The organism is Microcoleus sp. Pol10D4 (genome assembly GCF_036701555.1).
Classification (GTDB): Bacteria; Cyanobacteriota; Cyanobacteriia; order Cyanobacteriales; family Microcoleaceae; genus Microcoleus.
Genome location: NZ_JAUBRA010000051.1, coordinates 31,806 through 51,474 on the forward strand (window position 1 = coordinate 31,806; position 19,669 = coordinate 51,474).

The window sequence follows — 19,669 nt, forward strand, 5'->3', positions numbered from 1 at the left end:
ATTTTGAAAACTCTTAAAATTCTTGTGGGGTGGGCATTCTGCCTGCCCCAAAGATACAGCGCACTCCGATCCCTACAGAATCAATGAGCTCCCCCAGCACCCGCACCCGCTTTCACCTTTTTAAAACCCAAAATAGCAATCCCACTTAACAACAAAGCAATTCCCACAAAATAAAAACAATCATTAAAAGCCATTACATAAGCTTCACGGCGGACAAGACTATCAATTACCTTAATTGCCTGGTCTTTTGCCACGCTTAAATCTGCACCACGACTCACAAAATACTGAGTCATTTGATTAAGTCGCTCCTGCGTTGCCGGATTGTACAAAGAAACAGATTCCCCCAATCGATTCGAGTGAAATTGCTCGCGCTGCGCCACCAAAGTTGCTAGCGCCGCAATCCCTATCGAACCTCCCATATTTCGCATCATATTAAACAAACCAGAAGCCGAACCAGCCTCGTGTTTCTCCATACCAGCAGTGGCAATAGTTGACAGCGGCACCATAATTAAAGGCTGTCCCAATGCCCTAACTAATTGCGACCAACGCAACTGATCGATACCCGTATCGTGAGTCATGCTGGCATTCATAAAACAACTCACCGCAAACAAACTCACACCGATACCAATCATCACCCGCATATCAATTCGCTGCATCAATTTCGGCACCATCGGCACGATGAATAACTGCGGCACGCCGGCCCACATAATCACCTCGCCAATTTGCATGGCATTGTACTGCTGAATCTGACCTAAATACAGGGGCAAAATGTACACCGAACCGTACAATCCCACCCCCAAGGAAATATTCACAATACTAGCTAAACCGAAATTGCGGCGAGTCAGCAAGCGCAAGTTAATAAACGGTCGTTTGCGAGTTAGTTCAATCCAGAAAAAAGCGCTGAGAAATATTGCTGCAATTATGCTTAAACGCACAATAAAATCAGAACTAAACCAGTCCTTGCGGCTTCCTTCTTCTAACACGACTTGCAGGGAACCCAAGCCGATCGCCATTGAGGCAATTCCCCACCAGTCGCCCTCTTTTAGCAGTTCGAGTTTCAGCGGTGCGGGGGCGACGGCGTACCACACAGCAGCTAGCAGCAGCAGCCCTGGAATTAAATTTAAATAAAAGACATATTGCCAGCCGTAATTCTCAGTCAGCCACCCTCCCAATGTCGGCCCGATGGATGGTGCAAAAGTAGCTGTCATTGCAAACATCGCCATGCCGATTGGCTGCTTTTTGGGAGGCAAATTCGTCAGCAAAAATGTAAAAGACATCGGGATTAAAATGCCGCCTGAAAACCCCTGCAAAGCCCGAAATACAATCATTGAATTCAAATTCCACGCCCAAGCGCAGCACATGGAAAAGAATACAAAAAAAGCGGCATTTACCAAGATGTAGCGACGGACTGAAAACACCTGCGACAGCCAACCCGTAATCGGAATTACTACAATTTCTGCGACTAGATAGGCGGTGGAAATCCAAGAACCTTCTTCTAAGGTTGCGCCTAAAGCTGCTTGAATATCTCTGAGAGATGCGTTGGTGATTTGGATGTCCAAAACTGCCATGAAAGCGCCGAGAATTGTTCCCATGACGCCGATCCAGGTTTTTAAGGGAACGCGATCGCTCTGCTGTGGTATTGCACTTGTATTTGCCATTGGTTTCACCTCTGGTTGCGTAATTAATTTGGATGTTTTAACCGCAGAGGGCGCAGAGGGCGCAGAGAAAGAGATAAAGAGAGAAGTTTACAAATTGTTGAGGATTGCTAGAGAGACAGTCAGATATTAGCTTTGGGAATCTTGTTTAATGTTGGCATTTGTGATGGGTGCTAAATCCTTAGTGCGAAATTAAACCCATTTTTTGATAAAGTGGCCGGACTAAGTTTTTTAAAGCTGGCAACTGTTTGGTAAAAACTACCGAGCCTAAAATACAAATTATACCTCCAATGATGACTGTATAGGGAGCGCCGATATAATTTGCCAATCCGCCGGCAACTAAATTCCCAAAGGGTGTCACTCCAAAAAATGCCATCGTATATATGCTCATCACTCTTCCGCGTTTGTCGTCTTCCACAATTGTTTGCAAAAATGTGTTCCCGCCTGCAAATTGCAAAATGAAACCAAACCCCACAAATAACATCATGATTAATGACAGCCACAAGACGCGGGACAAACCAAAACCTATCAGCCCGAATCCCATAATTGCCGGTGAAATCGCAATCCATTTGCCGAGGCCAACTACACTTTTGCGCGAAATCAAATAAATCGCGCCCGCGAAGGCGCCAACTCCCGAAGCCGCCATCAAAAAACCGAGGGTTTGTGCGTCGCCGTGCAGAATTTTGGTGGCAAAAATAGGGACTAATACTGTGTGTGACATTCCGGCAAAACTGACTAAGGCTAATAGCAGTAAAATTGCTCGAATCGGGGGAAACCCGAAGGCATAAACGAATCCTTCTTTTAATCTTTGTAAGGGTTTGGTATTAGTTGCTGCAATTTTACGGGGTTTGATTTGCATCGCTAATAAGCCTGCAATTACAGCGATGTAGCTGAGTCCGTCAATGAGAAAGCAATAACTTGCGCCGACTGTAGCTATTACCAAACCTGCAATTGCTGGACCGATTAGTCTGGCGCCGTTGAACATGGAAGCGTTGAGGGCGATCGCATTTGCTAAATCTTCTTTCTTTTCTACAAGTTCCGGTACAAAAGCTTGCCGTGCCGGCGCGTCAAAGGCGTTAATTGCGCCTTGAAAGAAACTCAGTACCAGGATCTGCCAAATGTTAACGACTCCTGTTAGCGCTAAAAATGCTAGCGCTAAGGATTGAACCATCGCTAATATTTGAGTGGCAATTATGACTCGGTGGCGGTTCCAGCGATCGATTAAAACTCCTGCAAAAGGCAGTAAAATTAATGTGGGGATTTGACTGGTAAATCCCACCACGCCGAGCATCCAAGGTGAATCGCTCAAATTGTAGACAAGCCAAACAGTAGCGACTTGCGTCATCCAATTGCCAATCAGGGAGATGCCTTGTCCTGCAAAAAACAGGCGATAATTTCTCGATCGCAGCGCTGGAGGAAGTTTTATTGTTTTGATTTTTGCTAGTAGATTCATGCTGCAAGTACGGCTAGAGCAATCATATTTGATTGGTAAACATTTTGTAGGGGTAGCGCCCCTAAGCCTACCCCTAATTAGCGAAGGGCAACCATCGGGGGACTGCCCCTAGACTCATTATTACGAATCATTGAGAATTGCGATATGAGCCGGAGGTTCTATTTTCACAACTCCCGAAAACCAGGATTTGAGTATTGTTAAATTTTTGCTTGCAGGAAAACGATCGCCACAGTTAAATTTAACTGTGGCGATCGCTTGAATAACGAGAAATTCCTTCCCCAAACTCTTCCCTCAATTAATGCTCAACAGCCAAGTACCGAGATAACGCAGCAAGGGAACGTCCCCAGGAGTGCGGATGCGGACGTTGAAATGGTACATTCCGCCGGGAGATGGGTTTTGGACGTTGGAGAGTACAACCTCAACATTGTTTCCTGCAGGAATTGGTTCTGTGGGATAAATTTCTATGAATCGATTTTCTTTGTCCCAGATTACTTCTTGCAATTCTATTGTTTTGTCTTTGACGCGCACTTTAATGTCTTTTGGGTCGAATTCGCCTTTGTAGTAGTCTGGATAGGATATGTTCAGTTGGGCGATCGCCAAACTTACTTTTTTGGAAGGAATTCGCAGCCGATATCTATCGCCGCTCATCCCCGCTTTGCCGTAATCTAAGCGATAGTTTAATTGGTTGGCGCGTTCGGGGCCGCCGAAAATCGTGAATCCTGGCATGGACTGGGCTAAACTGATGGCGGGTAATCCAGCCACCAAGCAACCTGTAACCGCTAGTGCTGAAAATAATCGTCGCATAACAACTCCTCTAATTAAACTCTTGGTGAACCTTAAATATTGCTCGCCCGAAATTTGCGATCGTGGCTACAATATATCGCACGTCTCAGCAATTTGATGGGGGCGAGCGATCGCCGGCTGAGGTCACTTTTTTTTGCGTAATTTTTGCGTAATACTGATAACAGACATTCTAACTACATAATTAGGCGACATAAAATTATATCATAATCGGTGGCAAACTTAACCATTTAGCGAATTTGAATGTATAAGATAAGTTAAAGATACGGGTCGAATTTGGGCGATCGGCTTTAGTATCAACGAGAGAAGTTTAGGGCAACGGCTGCTTCAATGTAAAGCAAGGCATGGGGCGATTAAAAATCGCACCTCAAGAAACCTGCGGAGGCAGGTTTTGTCTGTGTAGGCGCGGCTTCAACCGCCCTGGGAAGGCTTAAATAAGGAGAGTTCATGAAATTAGCGATCGCAAAAGAAATAGCAGCAGGGGAACGCCGGGTGGCTTTAGTACCCGACGCTGTAGCCCGATTAGTCAAACAGGGCGTCGAAGTTTGGGTTGAGGCCGGTGCCGGCGCACAATCCTTTTTCTCGGATCTTGCTTACGAAGAAGCGGGAGCTCAGGTTGTCGCCGATACCGCTAGGCTGTGGGGCGAAGCCGATCTCGTCGTGAAAATCGGGGCCCTGCAAGAATCAGAAGTTCATCAACTCCGGGAAGGAGGCGTTTTCATCGGATTTTTGAATCCTCTGGGAGATCCTGCTTTAGTGCAGCGTTTAGCCGATCGCAAAGTAACGGCATTCAGCATGGAAATGATCCCGCGCACCAGCCGCGCTCAAAGCATGGATGCGCTGTCATCTCAGGGTAACGTCGCCGGTTACAAAGCGGTATTGATTGCAGCCTCCGCTTTGCCGAAATATTTTCCGATGCTGACAACGGCGGCGGGTACGATTCGCCCCGCGAAAATATTGGTAATGGGTGTGGGCGTTGCGGGCTTGCAGGCGATCGCCACTGCGCGCCGTTTGGGTGCGGTAGTCGAAGCCTTCGACATCCGCCCGGAAACAAAAGAACAAGTGCAAAGTTTGGGCGCTAAATTCCTTGATGTCGAACTCAAGGAAGAAACCGTCGCCGCCGGAGGCTATGCAAAAGAACTATCAGAAGCAGCCAAAGAATACACCCGCCAAGTGCTCACCCAACACGTCAGCGCTTCCGATGCAGTTATTACAACCGCTCAAGTTCCCGGCAGAAAAGCACCTATTTTAGTTACTAGAGAAATGGTTTCTCAAATGAAGCCCGGATCGGTAATTGTTGACCTCGCGGGCGAACAAGGCGGCAATTGCGAATGCACGGAAGCGGGGAAAGATGTTGAATGGAACGGCGTTAATGTCATCGGCCCGATTAATGTGCCCTCGTCTATGCCTGTCCACGCTAGCGAAACTTACTCGAAGAATATCTCGGCTTTAGTTCAGTTGATGCTGAAAGATAAGGAACTCAATTTGAATTTTGAAGACGATATCATTGCTGGTGCTTGCGTCGCCCGCGATGGCGAAATTAGCAACCAGCGAGTTCGGGATGCTTTGGCTGCTGAGGCTTCAGCCGTTAGTTAGTTAATAGTCAACAGTCATTAGTCATTAGTAGGAAAATGGGTGGTTTCATTAGTGTCAGCTTAAATCTAAAACCGTTGATAAATCTCGTTGGTAGTCAAGGCCAGATCCCCCTAAATCCCCCTTAAGAAGGGGAGTAGGGGTTGACTTTGAATGCTTCTTGTCCCCCCCTTCTTAAGGGGGGCTAGGGGGGATCTGATCTCGGCAGTAAACAGCAGTCTGTGAAGACGTTTGACCTGGTTTGGAAACGGTAAAGCTTTTACAGTTGATGACTAAGGACTAATGACTATTGACTAACAACTAACAACTAATGACTAATGACTAATGACTAATGACTAATAACCAATTACCAATTACCAATTGTCATGGCAGAAGGATTGATTGCAGGTTTAGTGGTGTTTACTCTAGCGTCGTTTGTGGGATTTGAAGTAATCAATAAAGTCCCGCCGACGCTGCACACACCTTTGATGTCGGGTTCCAATGCGATTTCTGGAATTGCAGTTTTAGGTGCAATTCTGATTTCTGGCCAAGGTAATGTAACTGTTACTTCGATTTTGGGGACGATCGCGATCGCCCTGGCCACAATTAACGTAGTCGCCGGTTTCTTAGTAACCGATCGAATGCTGCAAATGTTCAAGAAAAAAGAGGTTAAAGCGTGAGCGATTTTCTGCCCAGTGGCATTCAACTAGGTTATTTAGTTGCCGCATCTTTGTTTATTATCGGTTTGAAACAGTTGGGTTCCCCTGCAACCGCGCGTCAAGGGAATGTGTTAGCTGCGATCGGGATGTTAATTGCGATCGTCGGTACGTTGCTGGAAAAGCAAGTCATCAGCTACGAATTGATTGCTGTCGGAATAATCATCGGTTCCATTTTGGGAACAATTATGGCAAAAACCGTCGCGATGACGGATATGCCACAGATGGTGGGTTTGCTTAACGGTTTTGGGGGCGCGGCTTCTGCACTCGTTGCTGTGGGCGAATTCTGGCGCTATCTCAGCATCCCGGAATCGCCAACTCCAGACGCGACAATCACGATCCTTTTGGGTGTGCTCATTGGCGGGATTACTTTCACTGGTAGCCTTGTCGCGTTTGCGAAGCTGCAAGAATTGCTGCCGGGTGCGCCTATGACGTTTCCGCTGCAACAGCCGTTTAATGCCATGCTGGCGATCGCACTTTTAGCCGGCAGCGGTTATATGCTGACGAACCCCGAAAATGTGCCGGTATTCCTGGGTTTGGTGGCGATTTCCAATATTCTGGGAATCATGTTTGTGCTCCCGATTGGGGGTGGCGATATGCCGGTGGTGGTGTCGCTGCTTAACTCTTATTCGGGGATTGCGGCGAGTGTGGCTGGGTTCATTTTGATGAACAATATGCTGATTATCGCTGGTGCATTGGTGGGCGCGTCGGGGATTATTTTGACGCAAATCATGTGCAAGGGGATGAATCGATCGCTTTCTAGTGTGCTGTTTAGCGCCTTTGGTAGCGGTAGTGCTAGTGCTGGGGCTGCTGCTGGGGCTGCTGGTGGTGCCACTGACAAAACTGTTCGCAGCATCAATCTCGAAGAAAGTGCGATGATGTTGGGTTATGCGCGATCGGTTGTAATTATTCCCGGTTACGGGATGGCTGTAGCGCAAGCACAGCACGCGGTGCGCGAGTTAGCCGACGGTTTGGAAAAAATGGGTGTTGACGTGAAATACGCAATTCACCCGGTGGCTGGGCGGATGCCGGGGCACATGAATGTGCTGTTGGCGGAAGCAAACGTGCCTTATCCGCAGTTGTACGATATGGACGATATCAATCCGCAGTTTGAAGAAACGGATGTGGCTTTGGTGATTGGTGCGAATGATGTGGTGAATCCGGCGGCGCGTCACGATACGGCGAGCCCGATTTATGGGATGCCGATTTTGGAGGTTGATAAGGCTAAGCATACGATCGTGATTAAGCGCGGGATGAGTGCTGGTTTTTCCGGTGTAGATAATGAGTTGTTCTACAAGGATAAGACGATGATGTTGTTTGGTAGCGCTAAGGATGTGGTTGCCAAATTGGTTTCTGAGGTGAAGCAGTTGTAGGATTTTGCAACCGCAGATGAACGCGGATTAACGCGGATGATAAAACCCGGTTTCTTGGAGAAACCGGGTTTTTGTTTTGGGTTTGTTTGAGATTGTGTCTGGTTGATTTGCAATGTTGTAGGGGCGGGTTTTACAAACAATAATTGACTAAAATTAATAATCTCGTAAACCCGCCCCCTCCATGCTAGAAGGATGCCAGCGGACTTGATATTATGCAATGCTAGCTTGGTTTAAATATCCACTGGAGATGGGTGTGTGTGAAAATCCTTGTTCTCTGGCTTTTTGAAACCATTTTTCTGCTTCAGTGCGATCGGCTGCTACACCATCAGCACCGCAAAGATAAATTCCTGCTAAGTTGTTTGAGGCAACACCATAGCCTTGCTCAGCGGATTTGATGTACCATTTAATTGCTTCTAATATCATCTTTTCTCCACCTAATCCTAAATGATACATACTCGCAATGATGCACTGAGATTCAGCATTGCCCTCTTCTGCTAGCGGTTTTAACAAGGTAAATGCTTGGGTATAATCTTCGTTATTAAAAGCCGCTAGACCTTTTTCTAAGTCTGACATTTTGGTTCTCCGTTTTTTATGTGAACTTTTACGGCCCTGGAAAGTTTTCGTCAAAAGATTGAGGACAGGGACGATCTTTGGGCCAAGGGAATGTTGCTAAAGCTGCGTAACCCTTGCATTTATAAGCACAAATTTTAAAGTTACTCGTAGGATCGGGAGACAAGAATTCTCCACTATATTCGCATCTTTTGCATGGCGGATAGCTGGTAGATTCACTGCTATCAGTGTTATCGGGTTGCATGGTAACAAAAGGCGATTTATTACAACTTTTAGTTAATATTATAATAGCATCAAATAAAAATAACTAATAAATTCGCTCTAATTGTTGAGATTTCTTATTTTGCTCTTTTATATTACGCATTTTTAAGACAAATGGTGATGGATTGCGATCGTATTCAGCTTCAGATTTGAGGCAATATTCTAACCAATCTCCTACATATTTACCTACAGTTTCTTGATTTTCCAGATAGTACAAAATCGTAGCATCAACTTGAGCCATAGTTAGTGTCAGAAATTTTTGAGCTATGGCTTCTGGAGTTTTGCCGCAGTGGATGTATTCGTACTGTTGTCTTGACTTCATAATTTGAAGTGGCGGGCTGCCAAGCTCAAACAATTATAGTTTTACTTGAGATTATATCACATCTTTCGCTGTTCGCTGGAGACGGTCGATCACCCTATACAATGCTAGCTTGGTTTAAATAGTCACGGGCGATCGGTGCTAGTCAAATATACCTGCGATCGGAGATTATTTAAATATAATGAAATCCTAAAGAATTAATATAACTGCAAAAATTGTACTAACCTTAGAGGTAACGTCAATTAAATTAAAAAATTTTCAACTATGTCAGATCAACCTTTTAACATCCGCCAACTAAATGACCTAGATTATGACGAAGCAGAACCACTCCTGGAAGATTATCAGGAAACGCTAATCGAGCTATTTGTCAATTCTCCCGAAGGAGAAGAATACTGTAAAACTTATCCAGACGTTGGATTTTGGATCTCGCAGTTCATTTATTACGGTTTTGGCTATGAAGGTTTTACGCTGCCTCGAATGAAAGTGGAAGATGTGGCAACTGTAGTCGAAGAGTTGTTTCCCAGGAAAGTGAGTTTGCTTTCGCCGGAAGAAGGTGAAAATGCTATCCCGGAATTATTGGCGTTCTGGCAATTTTTGAAGCGAGAATTTAAACTGCGAAATGCCACTTCAATTATCAAATACCTGCGGGATATCGAGCCGGAATTTAAGGAGATTATGGAAGATTCCTCTAAATTTGGATTTGCCAAATCCTTTGTAACGCTAGGTCAGCAAGCAGGGTTTGATATGAGTACGGGGGAAGGTCTAACACAATTTCAGGAGATATATAATGCTAGCATTGCTCCTATAATTGCAGCTAAAAACTCCGATACATCGGGATTTTCCAGCAAACCGATAAGTGGTAGTGCTGTCAATGAATCTAAAGCAAGTAAAGAAAAACAAAAAAAAGCAAAAAATACGGCGGCTGAATCGAGAAAACGCAACCGCACTAAGAAAAAATGAGGTTTAGCAAGTATCTATCCTCACTTCACTCTTCTTCGGATTCTTCTCAGCATCTTGTTAGCTTCTTCCCTCCCGCGAAACTTCAAAACTAATAAATAACACATCAAACAAAACCCGAAAATTCCTAACACGATCGCACTTTCTTCCGGTGAGTTGGTAGTTCGCTCGAACTTCCCACTCACCGGACTTCCTTGGATGTTGTTAGTTCGATCGATCGTGCGATCGTCCGCTTGCAAGTTAAAATTGTGTTGTTCGATCGCATTACTCTTTTTAAATGTGCGATCTATTTCTTGAAATGACTTCGCCTGTTCGCAGCTTGTTAAGGATAATCCCATAAGGATAAAAATTAGGAAATAACAGGGCGATTTCACGATTTTTACTTCCATTTATGGAGAAAGCGACTAAATGAATATAAGGCTGACTCGTGTGAAGGCATAAACCGGGTTTTTTGCGAAAATACTTCGTATACAGCCACAAATTCCCTGAAAAACCCGGTTTATTTGGTCTGAGTGCGCGGTCAGAAACCGGGTTTTTTGCGAAATACCTCGTACACAGCTACAGATTATCTAAAAAACGCGGTTTATTTAGTCTGAGTGCGTAATTCCTGCGAATAATTTCTACAATAGCGGTGTATGATTTTCTCGATCGCGCATTAATAAAATTCTACCATTTTTTCAATTGCAGCTATAGGTGGGGAATCAGTATTGCCAGAATTTGGCAGCGCCGAGGGCGGGCGATCGCGCTGATTCAATCGCTATAATCTAGCTAATAGATTGCATTCAAATTCTGTTGGTTAATTGTAGATATTTGTCAGGATACGGCACTGCCGTATCCCTACCCGAATTGTTTGTAGGGACAGGGCACTGCGGTGTACTATAACCCGGATGTTATTCAATCTTAATTAGATAGCCAACAATCACACTAAAAAAATTAGAAAAACAACTATTTGCCTTAACTCTTGGTGAAAAAACTCAGGCAATACAGCTATTAGTTCAAAGTTTAAGCAATACTTGGCAAGGAATCGAAAAAAACTCCGGGGGTGTGTGGTGGCGATGCTAGAATTGCCAAGACTCGCATACCTATTTGGTTGCTGGTAAATTATCGCATTCTGGGTGCAAGTGATGTGCGGATTTTGCAAGACTTTCCTCATTTGAGTGCAGCATATTTGGCGAATGCTTGGGCTTATGCTGAGGCACATTCAGAGGAAATTGAAGCAGCGATCGCTAGAAACGGGGAAGCCTAAAACATGGCGCGAATTTGCTATAATCTAGATAATATATTCCGGCGATCGCACTTATGACTATACAAGAATTAGAAACTCAAGTCTTAACCTTAAATGCGGTTGATAAAGCTCAACTAATCAGCATCCTAACTCAAAATTTAACCAACGGTTCTTTAGGCATTAAAAAGACTCCCGGTGTCTGTGGAGGGGATGCCTGTGTCGGCAATACTCGCATACAAGTTTGGGTACTGGTGGGTTATCGCCGTCTCGGATGCAGCGATGCGGAACTTTTTAAGTGCTATCCCCATTTGACTGCGGCTGATTTAGTCAATGCTTGGGCTTATGCTGATGCTTACCCAGAAGAAATTGAACAAGCAATCACAGAAAATGAGGCTGCTTAAAACATGGCGCGAATTTGCTATAACAAGACTTACAGACTCCGACAAAGAAACCGGCTTTTTTACCGAATCAGTCCGCAGCAACAAAGTATTTTTGTAAAAAACCTGGTTTCTGGGCCGCCATGCGTAAGTCCTTATAATTAAATCCCCAATTGCTCCCAAGATTAGGTAAAATTATTGGCGTGTCTGAGGATAAACTATATGCGCTGGGTTCGATATATTGCGATCGCGATCGTCAATGGTTTCGGTGTCGTCATCGGTATTATTTGGGTTGCAGTCCCCACAACAGTGGCTCAACCTTCCCTAAACTACCAACTCGCACTCTCCGGGCGACAGTCAGAGGGCGCAAATCCGCAATCCCTTTCCGAACTCTACAAATTGCGCGATCGGCTGAAAGTACAATTAGATAACCTTGCCAAAACTTCCGACAGCGCCCCGTTTCCCGCAGAACTTTGGCAATCAGCAATCCACCGTCAGCAATCTCAAACTCTGACGCAGCAACTCCAAAGCGTTCAAAGTCAAATTCAAATAGAAGAAAGAGCCAAATATAATTGGGACGATGCTGCTAAATTAGCCGCCAAAGCAGTCGAAATTGGACGCTCTTCTAATCATTCTTCTGCTACTTGGGAAGAGTCCCAGCGGCTGTGGGAGTTGGCTATCAATACGCTGCGACTCATTCCTCACGATTCTTTTTTGGCCGATGGGGCGATCGACAAAACCATCGAATATCAAGGAAACCTCAGTGTCGCTACCTATGAAATGCAAGTTGCACGTTCGGTAGAGAAAATTAGAGCCGAGGAAGAAGAGATAAGGGAGCGAGCCCGCAAAGAGCAAGAGAAAAAAGAATTTGCTCGTCGAGAAATAGAGAGAAAAGAGCAAGAGAAAAAAGACCTGGCTAGAAAAGAACTAGAAAGGCAAGAATTCCAAAGGCAAGAATTGGTTCGCAAAGAACTTGAAAGGCAAGAATCAGCCAGAAAAGAGCTTGAAAGGCAAGAGTTTGAAAAGCAAGAATTAGCCAGAAAAGAACTAGAAAGGCAAGAATTCCAAAGGCAAGAGTTAGCTAGGAAAGAACTTGAAAGACAAGAATTAGCTCGTAAAGAAGTTGAAAGACAAGAACTTGAAAGGCAAGAGTTAGCCAGACAAGAACTTGAAAGGCAAGAATTAGCCCGACAAGAATTAGCCAGACAAGAACTTGAAAGACAAGAATTAGAGAGAAATCAGCAAGCAACTACTCAACCAACTCCTGAATCAACTGCAACACCAACTCTGACCCCAGTTACACCCGCCGCGTCGCCGCCGAACTTTTTCTTTGCGGGAGATACTAACAGAGATGGCCAAATTAACGAGCAAGACGAAGCTGGAAAAGAACAATGGTCTTTGTCTAAGGGCGCGCTAATTTTATTTAACGATCGCAATAACGATCGCGGCAAGATACCGACTTGGAAACAAACCAAAGTTATGGTTCCCCGCCGTGCAGCAATGCTTTCTCAAGTTAACTTAACACTATCTGAAAACTTCAAAACCTCTCAGTTATTTATCACGGCTGACAGCATGGCCAGCCCTCACATCAGCGTTTTTCAGAAAACTGGCGAGGGCTGGCAACCTGTAGATATATCCGGTGCTAAACCTCTAGTTTTTAGCACGAATATTGTTTTAGGTGTGGAAGCCAAACAATTTGCCGATCGCAATTGGAACGGCACTGTAAATCTCAAAGCAACTGCCCAAAACAACGGCCAAGAAATCGCCTCCACAACAATCCAAATGGGCGTTAGTCCTTGGATGATAGCGCCCAATACAGCACCAGTAACAGAAGTTCAGGTCAGCGACAGAGGCTCGGTCAACAGCGAATTTATCTCCCAACTAAAACAAGCAGTAGAACCCACGGGCGCCAAAGTAAAAATTCTCCAGGGCGATCGCACTTGGATGCAAGATACCCAGAAAAACGGATACGTTCAACTCCCCGAAGAATCGGAGATACGCCAGTTTAATGTAGCCCTAAAAAGCAATAGTGAGCCAGAGAAAAACCCGCCTATTAAATCAACTCAAGACCGGGATTTGAAAGTAGTTAAAATTGGCAATCCTCGTTCTTTAGACCCTGTAAGTCAGTGGTCTGACGGATACGGCAATTTGCAGGTGACACCGCCGATTCCCGGACACCCAATGGGTCGAGTTTATTACGGTAATTCGGGAAATTCTAGTTTTAATCCAGAGGTACTTGATTTTATTCAAGCTCAGAGAATTCAAGGGCCGCCGGTGGATATTGATACTTCTTGGCTTTTGACTCGCCAAGTCGATGAAATTATCAATTTTATTCCCACTCAAACTCCCGGACAATATGTAATGGCGATCGCCAGTCCCGAAGCCGGAGTTAAGCTGTTGGAAGAATTGGAGGGAAGAGGTTACGGCGATGTGCAGATCAATCGTGGTTTGAGCACTGAAACAACTGTCAGCGCCGCCTTGAAAAACCGTGCTTTAATTCAACACAATCTCTATTTGCAAAATCAGAAACTTAATCCGATTATAGAGAGGTTGAAAAGAGAGTTTTTACTCGGAGACGACCAAATTATTCAAGTTCCGGTGATGTTTGGCTACAGCGGTTATGCTTGGTGGCCGAATATGGTCAATTCGGTGCCAGTTAACGGCAAGTTGTTAGTTTCAAATCCGCGCGGGCCAATGATTGAGGGTGTAGATTACACTCAGGAAAGATTGCGCCAACTGCTGCTTCCTGCTGGCGTCAGCGTTAGTTTTCTGGATGATAGGTATTATCAAGAATTGAAAGGAAACGTGCAGTCGGCGACGAATACTGTGAGGAAGCCAGAAGAGCGGCCTTTTTGGCAGTCTTTGCCTAATAATTACTAATTGGGAATCGGGAATGGGGAATCGGGAATGGGGAATCGTGAATCAGGAATTTGTAGGGGCGGTTTCACCAACAATACTCGCCTGTAACGAACAATCTCGTAAACCCGCCCCCACCCAACAGTAAATCTCAATATACCTCCTAAACCCGCCTTCCTCTGCTAATATTTAGGAAAAATATGCTAGGAGTTTAAGATATGGCTACCCTGTAAATAGAAAACATACCAGAGGAATTGTATACGAGGCTGCAAGAGTTAGCCGATGCTCAAAACTGCTCGATTAGCGCGTTTGCGATCGCCATTTTAGAAACCGAGTTGTCAACAGAGACAAAACCCCTCTCAGGAAAAGGTAAAAAGTCTGTAACAGAACTATTGGCAGAAATCAGCCGTCGTCGCGAGTCTCGTCCGGCGAATATGGGGATGATACTAGATAGTAGCGCTTTAATTAGAGAGGATCGCGACAAATAATATCTTGCACCATTTTTATGAACAGGCAAGATGCCTGTTCCACAAAAGTACCATTTTCTTGTCTGGTGGTTTATTTTTACCAGTAAAAAGCTTGATCGCTATAATATAGATACGACATTCTCAGCAGTCAAACCCCTGATTAACTATGACACTAAAAGAATTAGAACCGCAACTGCTTTCCCTGACTCCGCCCGAGAAAGCTCAAGCAATACAGATATTAGCTCAAAGTTTAGCCAACACCTGGCAGGGAATTGAAAAAACTCCCGGTGTAGTCGGCGGTAATGCCAGGATTGCAGGGACTAGAATTTCTGTTTGGGGATTGGTAGAGTCTCGTCGATTAGGTGCAACTGATGCTCAACTTTTAGAAGATTATCCGCATCTTAGTGCTAGCGACTTGAAAAATGCCTGGGCTTATGCTGAAGCATTTCCTGACGAGATTGAAGCAGTAATTAAGTTGAACAATATAGACTAATATCATGGCAGGTTTGTATGCAGATGAACAATTCCCTCGGGTAGTAGTTGAATTACTTCGCGCTCTCGGTCACGATGTGCTTACTGTACAAGAAGCAAGTAATGCAAATCTGGGCATTCCTGATGAAGATGTTCTGGCTTTTGCTGTCACAAAGGAACGGGCAGTTTTAACACTCAATCGAATCGATTTTATTCGGCTGCACGCTTCACAACCTAATCATGCTGGTATCATTGTCTGCAAAGACGATCAGCAGGACAGACAGAGGATGGCTACACGTATTTCGGAGGCTATTTCTAATGTGGAAACATTGAGAGGAATGCTGGTTAGAGTCAATCGTCCATCTCAATAAGTAACAGAGATTTAAAAAATTGGTAAATTGCGATCGCCCCAGCAGATAGATTTCTAGATAGACACGGACGGCATTTTGTCAATAGCCGTGCCGTATGGATGCTGTGCAGGCGATCGCACCAGTAACGTAAAATGTCTAAAAGCGGTCTTTGTAAAATAATTTTAGCCCCATGAGCGACGAACAGGAAAAAAAACAAATTTTGACTCAGCAACCCGAAACAATTTCCACTGCTAGCGATGAGCTCGATCGCAGTGAAATTGCCAGTGCCGATGCACCTTCAGCATCAGTAGAAACTCCCGCAGAAATTGCCGCGCCCGAAGATATTTCAGCGCCAATCGACGAAGCCGAAACAATTCCAATTGCAGCCGATATCGCGCCGGAAACAACTCAACTTGCAAGTTATCCGCCTCCAACAATTCCGAATGTCAACCCCGATCCCAAACCAGCTCGCTCCTGGCAAATCTTAGCAGTTTTTCTCAGCGGAATGTTAGTCGGTTCCGTCCTCAGTCTCGGCAGTTTGCTAGCGTGGAGAATGTATCAGGAAAGAGTGAACCTTCAAATCAAACTACCCGCTGACGTACCCCTTCCCGAAAGCCCTCCCCCTGTCGCAACAGCGCCCGCCAACCGTCGGCCCGGACTTCCCCCAGCACCTGGAAATGGACTCCCCCCCACAATCTCTCCGTCGCCCCGTCCCACTCAAATACCCTCTGTGTCTGGCGTTCCGCAACTTGCTTCGCCGTTGCCTTCTCCTTTGCCTTCTCCTTCTCCAACTCCCGCTGCAGTTGAAACCCCTGTAACCGAGCGAGTTTATTTTCAAGCGGGTGCTACGGGAACTACTCTGAGCAATAGTTTGCGAGCCAACATATCGAGGCGCTACTTACTGGAGTGCAATAGCGGCCAAAGCATGACAATAAATGTTCAAGAAGGTCAAGTTAGCGCAGCAATTATTGCTCCTAACGGTGAAAATTTAGGTACTGCTGACAGCACAGGCCAGTGGCAAGGTCAACTAACCAGTAGCGGCGATTATACTATTGAAATTTCAGGCGATCGCCAAGCAAACTACCAAGTGAAAATTGAAGTTAAATAGCAACTATAATTGTATCAGGGGGTAGTTACACAATACATAAACCCGCCCTGGTTGCCAATAAAAAATTACACATTACTAATTACCAATGGTTGCACAAATATCTCCCAACATCTACGAAGCAAAAACTCAAGAAATTGCCAAAGAAATCCTGAAGGCAACTCAAGACAAAAAGCGCTCTTTTTTCGGTCAACTCCAAGACCAAATGCGCTGGGACGACAAACTCATGGATTGGGCGATGGCTAGCCCCGGACTGCGGGTGCAATTGTTTCGATTTATTGACTGTTTGCCGGCCCTCCGCAGCAAGCCGGAAATTGCCCGCCACCTGCAAGAATACCTGACGGCCCAAGAGGTAGAATTGCCCGAAGCTTTGAAAAAATTGCTCAATTTTACTAACGCTGATTCGATTCCTGGACAATTGGCTGCGACGACGGTTGCGCCTGCGGTGGAAACTTTGGCGCACAAGTATATTTCTGGCGAAAATATCAAGCAGGTAGTTAAAACTTTAGAGCGACTTCGCAAAGATAAAATGGGTTTTACAGTTGACCTTTTGGGGGAAGCTGTCATTACTGAAACTGAGGCGCAAATTTATCTTAACCGCTATTTGGAATTGATGGAGGAACTGGCTAAGGCAGCGAAGAATTGGCCGCAGGTAGATGCAATTGACAAAGCTGATGATGAAACTTTGCCGCGAGTGCAAGTATCGGTAAAGTTAACGGCTTTTTATTCTCAGTTTGACCCGTTGGATGCTAAAGGTAGCGAGGAGAAAGTAAGCGAGAGAATTCGCCTGTTACTACGCCGCGCCAAGGAGTTGGGCGCTGCTGTTCATTTTGATATGGAACAGTATGCTTACAAAAGTTTAACTCTGACCATTCTCAAAGACTTATTGCTAGAGGAAGAGTTTCGCAGTCGCACGGATATCGGAATTACATTGCAAGCATATTTGCGCGACAGTGCCCAAGATTTGCGAAACCTGATTTCCTGGGCAAAAAAACGCGGAAGTCCGGTAACAGTGCGGCTGGTAAAAGGCGCTTACTGGGATCAGGAAACTATCAAAGCGATGCAGAAAGATTGGCCGCAGCCGGTCTACAATGACAAAGTTGCTACCGATGCTAATTTCGAGCAGATGACGCAGTTGCTGCTAGAAAATCACGAATATTTGTATGCAGCTATTGGCAGTCATAATGTCCGATCGCAAGCGAGGGCGATCGCCATTGCCGAGACTCTCAATATACCGCGCCGCCGCTTTGAAATGCAAGTGCTGTATGGCATGGGCGACAAATTGGCTAAGCTTTTGGTCGATCGAGGTTATCGCGTCCGAGTCTACTGCCCCTACGGCGATTTGCTGCCGGGAATGGCTTATTTGATCCGCCGTTTGCTGGAAAATACCGCCAACAGTTCTTTCATCCGGCAAAGTTCCGAAGAAATGCCGATCGAACAATTGTTAGCCGCGCCCGTTGCTAACGGAAATGACCAGCTAGTTTACAGCAAAGTATTTCCCAACGTTGCCGATACCGACTACGCCAATACCAAATTGCGGCAACAAGCAGAAACAGCCATCAAATCAGTGCGCGCCAACTTAGGTAAAACCTATTTACCCCTAATCAATGGCGAATACCAAAATACTGAAGCAACAGTTAACTCTCTCAACCCTTCCAATCCCACAGAAGTAGTCGGCACCATCGGATTGCTTTCCGAAGAACAGGCCAAACAAGCCCTTGAAGCAGCAAAAGCAGCCTTCACTGGTTGGCGAAAAACCCCCGTCCGACAGCGCGCCGGCGTCCTCCGCAAAGCCGCAGAATTGATGGAACAGCGCCGGCACGAACTATCAGCTTGGATGGTGTTTGAAGTCGGGAAACCCGTCAGAGAATGCGATGCCGAAGTCTCCGAAGCTATAGATTTTTGTCGCTACTACGCCGACGAAATGGAACGGTTGGAACAAGGAAAAAATTACGACGTAGCCGGAGAAACCAACCGCTACATCTATCAGCCGCGCGGCATTTCTTTAATCATTTCGCCTTGGAATTTTCCCCTCGCAATTCCCGTCGGCATGACAGTTGCATCCTTAGTTGCTGGAAATTGTACTTTACTCAAACCTGCGGAAGTTTCCTCAGTAATTGCAGCAAAAATAGCTGAAATATTGGTAGAATCCGGAATCCCCAAAGGCGTATTTCAATACGTGCCTTGCAAAGGTTCAACGGTGGGCGCTTACATGGTGAAACATCCTGACGTTCACATGATTACTTTCACCGGTTCTCAGGAAGTTGGCTGTCGGATTTATGCCGATGCTGCGATTTTGCAGCCTGGGCAAAAACACCTGAAACGAGTAATTGCTGAAATGGGCGGCAAGAATGCAATTATTGTCGATGAAAGTGCGGATTTAGACCAAGCAGTTGCAGGCGTAGTTTATTCGGCATTTGGATACAGTGGCCAAAAATGTTCCGCTTGTTCGCGAGTAATTGTGGTCGAATCGGTGTACGATAATTTTGTGGCAAGATTGGTAGAAGCGACGCGATCGCTCAATGTCGGCCCCGCAGAAAATCCCGGCACTCAAGTTGGCCCTGTGATCGATGCAAATGCCCATTCGCGCATCCGCGAATACATCGAAACAGGCCGCGCCGAAGCTAAAATAGCTTTAGAAATGTCGGCACCGGAAACCGGCTATTTTGTCGGCCCAGTCATTGTTACCGAAGTATCGCCCACAGCAACTATCGCCCAAGAAGAAATTTTCGGCCCGGTTTTGTCGGTGATTCGGGCAAAGAATTTCAGCGAAGCGATTGCTATTGCTAACGGCACGAATTTTGCTTTAACTGGCGGATTGTATTCTCGCACACCTTCGCATATCGATCGAGCCGCATCCGATTTTGAAGTTGGAAACCTGTACATCAATCGCGGAATTACCGGGGCTGTGGTATCGCGGCAACCCTTCGGAGGATTCAAACTTTCGGGAGTTGGTTCTAAAGCAGGTGGCCCGGATTATTTGCTACAATTCCTCGAACCCCGCACCATAACCGAAAATATTCAGCGGCAGGGTTTTGCGCCGATTGAAGGAGTAGATGATTAATCATAAAAATCAATACGGGATGCGGGAAACTCAGCGGCTTTAGCCCTGAGAGGGAAGCGGAGCGGGGGACTTCAGTC

At 45.6% G+C, this 19,669-nt stretch carries 18 protein-coding genes and 1 pseudogene; 12 read left to right on the top strand and 7 right to left on the bottom strand.

What is annotated here, in order from left to right; all coding sequences use genetic code 11:
• Positions 1–80 precede the first annotated feature (80 nt).
• From QUA36_RS22225 to QUA36_RS22240, 4 genes are all read right to left on the bottom strand, one after another.
• Positions 81–1,658, bottom strand: a complete 1,578-nt coding sequence (locus tag QUA36_RS22225; RefSeq protein WP_333459139.1) for a DHA2 family efflux MFS transporter permease subunit — start codon at positions 1,656–1,658, stop codon at positions 81–83.
• Positions 1,659–1,836: 178 nt separating this feature from the next.
• Entirely contained in the window at positions 1,837–3,108 is a 1,272-nt protein-coding gene (locus QUA36_RS22230; protein WP_333459140.1) for an MFS transporter, read from the bottom strand.
• Positions 3,109–3,228: 120 nt separating this feature from the next.
• Positions 3,229–3,390, bottom strand: coding sequence for a hypothetical protein (locus QUA36_RS22235; protein WP_333459141.1), 162 nt, complete (start codon positions 3,388–3,390; stop codon positions 3,229–3,231).
• A gap of 9 nt (positions 3,391–3,399) precedes the next feature.
• Positions 3,400–3,912 (bottom strand): DUF2808 domain-containing protein, encoded by a 513-nt coding sequence (locus QUA36_RS22240; protein WP_333163667.1) that lies wholly within the window; start codon positions 3,910–3,912, stop codon positions 3,400–3,402.
• A gap of 444 nt (positions 3,913–4,356) precedes the next feature.
• Here QUA36_RS22240 and QUA36_RS22245 point away from each other — a divergent pair, with 444 nt between their 5' ends.
• The 3 genes from QUA36_RS22245 to QUA36_RS22255 all read left to right on the top strand — a co-directional run bounded on the left by QUA36_RS22245 (position 4,357) and on the right by QUA36_RS22255 (position 7,570).
• The gene (locus QUA36_RS22245) at positions 4,357–5,505 is read left to right on the top strand and encodes a Re/Si-specific NAD(P)(+) transhydrogenase subunit alpha (RefSeq protein ID WP_333163665.1); all 1,149 of its coding nucleotides are present in this window, start codon (positions 4,357–4,359) and stop codon (positions 5,503–5,505) included.
• Between the two features lie 362 nt (positions 5,506–5,867).
• The gene (locus QUA36_RS22250) at positions 5,868–6,161 is read left to right on the top strand and encodes an NAD(P) transhydrogenase subunit alpha (RefSeq protein ID WP_106150865.1); all 294 of its coding nucleotides are present in this window, start codon (positions 5,868–5,870) and stop codon (positions 6,159–6,161) included.
• Positions 6,158–7,570 carry an NAD(P)(+) transhydrogenase (Re/Si-specific) subunit beta gene (locus tag QUA36_RS22255; protein ID WP_333459142.1) on the top strand — a complete coding sequence of 471 codons (1,413 nt, stop codon included), beginning with the start codon at positions 6,158–6,160 and terminating at the stop codon, positions 7,568–7,570. Before QUA36_RS22250 ends, QUA36_RS22255 begins: the two co-directional genes overlap by 4 nt.
• A gap of 210 nt (positions 7,571–7,780) precedes the next feature.
• On the opposite strand, the gene QUA36_RS22260 is transcribed toward QUA36_RS22255, so the two are convergent.
• Together QUA36_RS22260 and QUA36_RS22265 are read right to left on the bottom strand one after the other, a co-directional pair.
• Positions 7,781–8,143: a tetratricopeptide repeat protein gene (locus tag QUA36_RS22260; protein WP_333163661.1), complete on the bottom strand. Its 363-nt coding sequence runs from the start codon at positions 8,141–8,143 to the stop codon at positions 7,781–7,783.
• Positions 8,144–8,447: 304 nt separating this feature from the next.
• The gene (locus tag QUA36_RS22265; RefSeq protein ID WP_333459143.1) at positions 8,448–8,723 is read right to left on the bottom strand and encodes a hypothetical protein; all 276 of its coding nucleotides are present in this window, start codon (positions 8,721–8,723) and stop codon (positions 8,448–8,450) included.
• A gap of 261 nt (positions 8,724–8,984) precedes the next feature.
• Here QUA36_RS22265 and QUA36_RS22270 point away from each other — a divergent pair, with 261 nt between their 5' ends.
• Positions 8,985–9,680, top strand: coding sequence for a hypothetical protein (locus tag QUA36_RS22270; protein WP_333459144.1), 696 nt, complete (start codon positions 8,985–8,987; stop codon positions 9,678–9,680).
• A gap of 20 nt (positions 9,681–9,700) precedes the next feature.
• On the opposite strand, the gene QUA36_RS22275 is transcribed toward QUA36_RS22270, so the two are convergent.
• On the bottom strand, positions 9,701–10,015 hold the full coding sequence (locus tag QUA36_RS22275; protein ID WP_333459145.1) for a hypothetical protein: 315 nt from the start codon (positions 10,013–10,015) through the stop codon (positions 9,701–9,703).
• 580 nt (positions 10,016–10,595) lie between these two features.
• Between QUA36_RS22275 and QUA36_RS22280 the strand changes: the two are divergent.
• From QUA36_RS22280 to pruA, 8 genes and pseudogenes are all read left to right on the top strand, one after another.
• Positions 10,596–10,923 (top strand): annotated as a pseudogene (locus QUA36_RS22280) (DUF433 domain-containing protein).
• Positions 10,924–10,976: 53 nt separating this feature from the next.
• Positions 10,977–11,303: a DUF433 domain-containing protein gene (locus QUA36_RS22285; protein WP_333459146.1), complete on the top strand. Its 327-nt coding sequence runs from the start codon at positions 10,977–10,979 to the stop codon at positions 11,301–11,303.
• 198 nt (positions 11,304–11,501) lie between these two features.
• Complete coding sequence (locus tag QUA36_RS22290) at positions 11,502–14,159, top strand: protein-arginine deiminase family protein (RefSeq protein ID WP_333459147.1); 2,658 nt, start codon at positions 11,502–11,504, stop codon at positions 14,157–14,159.
• A 230-nt stretch (positions 14,160–14,389) separates the two neighbouring features.
• Complete coding sequence (locus QUA36_RS22295) at positions 14,390–14,623, top strand: hypothetical protein (protein ID WP_333459148.1); 234 nt, start codon at positions 14,390–14,392, stop codon at positions 14,621–14,623.
• 145 nt (positions 14,624–14,768) lie between these two features.
• The gene (locus QUA36_RS22300; protein WP_333163642.1) at positions 14,769–15,095 is read left to right on the top strand and encodes a DUF433 domain-containing protein; all 327 of its coding nucleotides are present in this window, start codon (positions 14,769–14,771) and stop codon (positions 15,093–15,095) included.
• 4 nt (positions 15,096–15,099) lie between these two features.
• The gene (locus tag QUA36_RS22305) at positions 15,100–15,444 is read left to right on the top strand and encodes a DUF5615 family PIN-like protein (protein ID WP_172190526.1); all 345 of its coding nucleotides are present in this window, start codon (positions 15,100–15,102) and stop codon (positions 15,442–15,444) included.
• 169 nt (positions 15,445–15,613) lie between these two features.
• Positions 15,614–16,531, top strand: coding sequence for a hypothetical protein (locus tag QUA36_RS22310; RefSeq protein ID WP_333459149.1), 918 nt, complete (start codon positions 15,614–15,616; stop codon positions 16,529–16,531).
• A gap of 85 nt (positions 16,532–16,616) precedes the next feature.
• Positions 16,617–19,592, top strand: a complete 2,976-nt coding sequence (pruA, locus tag QUA36_RS22315) for an L-glutamate gamma-semialdehyde dehydrogenase (RefSeq protein ID WP_333459150.1) — start codon at positions 16,617–16,619, stop codon at positions 19,590–19,592.
• Positions 19,593–19,669 lie beyond the last annotated feature (77 nt).